The 1,561-nt window shown below is 60.3% G+C and carries 2 protein-coding genes; both read right to left on the reverse strand.

The window, feature by feature from the left end:
• Positions 1–67: 67 nt before the first annotated feature.
• Complete coding sequence (sugE, locus tag GIW04_RS30595) at positions 68–382, reverse strand: quaternary ammonium compound efflux SMR transporter SugE (RefSeq protein ID WP_010211634.1); 315 nt, start codon at positions 380–382, stop codon at positions 68–70.
• Positions 383–494: 112 nt separating this feature from the next.
• Positions 495–1,454 (reverse strand): bile acid:sodium symporter family protein, encoded by a 960-nt coding sequence (locus tag GIW04_RS30600; RefSeq protein WP_120247752.1) that lies wholly within the window; start codon positions 1,452–1,454, stop codon positions 495–497.
• Between the last annotated feature and the right edge of the window lie 107 nt (positions 1,455–1,561).

Below are 1,561 nucleotides of genomic sequence, written 5' to 3' on the forward strand. Positions count from 1 at the left end.
TCCCACATTTGACTGTATTCACAATTCAAACTGTGGGAGCTGGCTTGCCTGCGATAGCGATAGTGGCTTATGTCGAGATCTTGAGGCCAATCAACCCACAAATAATCAACGCCACACTGGCCAACCGAAACAGCGCCATGGACTCCCCAAACAGGATAATCCCGGCAATCACCGTGCCTACGGCCCCCACGCCGGTCCAGATGGCATAGGCGGTACCCAGCGGCAGTTCCTTCATGGCCAGCCCCAATAGCCCAAGGCTGACGGCCATGGCGGCAATGGTCAGGGCGGTGGGCAGTGGCTTGCTGAACCCGTCGGTGTACTTCAGGCCGACGGCCCAGCCCACTTCAAACAACCCGGCAAAAAACAGAATGATCCAGGACATGATGACCTCGCTTCTATCAAAGTGGGGTCGTCCCCGGGTAAGCGCTTGATAGCGTCGCGAGGTCGTCCCCGCGAAGTTCGGTAGAGTGCCGAAATTGGACCGTGCGATCAAGTTACGGCATGGTTTCCAGCGCGCGACGGTCTTCCTTCTCGCTCATGCGCCGGAAGTAGGTCGACAGCAACGCTCCGGAAATATTGTGCCAGACGCTGAAGAGCGCACTGGGTACCGCCGCCAGCGGCGAAAAGTGTGCGCTGGCCAAGGCGGCGCCCAGGCCGGAGTTCTGCATGCCCACTTCCAGGGCCAGCGACTTGCGTTGCGCCAGGGGCAGCTTGAACAGGCGCCCGGTGAAGTAGCCCAACAGGTAACCGAAGCTGTTGTGCAACATCACCACGGCCATGATCAGCAGGCCCGACTCGGCAATCTTGCCTTGGCTTGCGGCAACCACGGCCGCGACGATGATCACAATGCTGACCACCGACACCAGTGGCAGCACGTCCACCGCATGCCTTACCCGATCACCGAGCAAGCGCTGCGCGACCACGCCCAGTACAATGGGTAGCAGCACCACTTGCAGGATCGACCAGAACAGCTCCATGAACGACACCGGAAGCCAGGCCGAGGCCAGCAGCCAGATCAATGCCGGTGTGAGCAGCGGAGCGAGGAGGGTGGTGACCGCGGCAATCGCCACCGATAACGCCAGGTCACCCCGGGCCAGCCAGGTCATGACATTGGACGACGTGCCACTTGGGCAACAGCCGACCAGGATCACGCCAACGGCTATTTCCGCTGGCAAATGGAACGCCTGGCACAGCAACCATGCCACGCCCGGCATGATCACGAAATGCGCGACCACGCCCAAGGCCACGCGCCAGGGGCGGCGAGCGACTTCGGCGAAGTCTTCCAGTTTCAAGGTCAACCCCATGCCGAACATCACCAGGCCCAGCAGTGGGACGATGGCGCTTTTCAGGCCAATGAACCAGCTGGGTTGGAGAAAGGCGACAACGGCGAAGATCAACACCCAGTAGGCGAAGGTGTTGCCGACGAAGCGGCTCAAGGCGGCGAGTGCGCGCATGGGGAGGTCCTTGTTATTAGAGTGGTGGATAGGGCGATGCAATCTAATGTGGGAGCGGGCTTGCTCGCGAAAGCGGTGAATCAGTCACCACATATACTGACTGATAC

Origin of the sequence: Pseudomonas sp. PA-4-8C, assembly GCF_021606625.1 — a bacterium.
GTDB classification, from domain to species: Bacteria; Pseudomonadota; Gammaproteobacteria; order Pseudomonadales; family Pseudomonadaceae; genus Aquipseudomonas; species Aquipseudomonas lactis.

Bases quoted from the DNA above. Each gene is read 5' to 3' on its own strand.
- sugE (WP_010211634.1), bottom strand. From the start codon at position 382: ATGTCCTGGATCATTCTGTTTTTTGCCGGGTTGTTTGAAGTGGGCTGG.
- GIW04_RS30600 (WP_120247752.1), bottom strand. From the start codon at position 1,454: ATGCGCGCACTCGCCGCCTTGAGCCGCTTCGTCGGCAACACCTTCGCC.